1 protein-coding gene is annotated in these 234 nt (G+C 65.4%); it reads left to right on the top strand.

The genetic code is table 11. The features are described 5' to 3' along the window. A partial coding sequence (locus tag SB717_RS39705) for a vWA domain-containing protein (protein ID WP_410908849.1) occupies window positions 1-234 on the top strand: 234 nt, incomplete at both ends.

The raw sequence follows: 234 nt of genomic DNA, 5'->3' as shown, positions 1-234 counted from the left end.
CTGTCGGGTTCTGTCACGCCGTACGCCGACACTCTCAAGAGCGCCGCGAAGGACATGGTCGACGCGCTCGCGGGCTCCGGCTCGTCCGTCGCACTCTTCACCTTCGCCGAGACCGCCCCTCGTAACACGAGCAACAGCGGGCGCAACTGGGACTCGATGCCCATCGACCAGGGCACCAACCGCCAGACCATCAAGAACCGCATCGACGCCTACACCACGGGCGATGGAACCAAC

Origin of the sequence: Priestia sp. SIMBA_032 (assembly GCF_046535215.1) — a bacterium.
GTDB classification, from domain to species: Bacteria; Bacillota; Bacilli; order Bacillales; family Bacillaceae_H; genus Priestia; species Priestia aryabhattai.
This window is presented reverse-complemented; position numbering and strand designations above follow the sequence as displayed.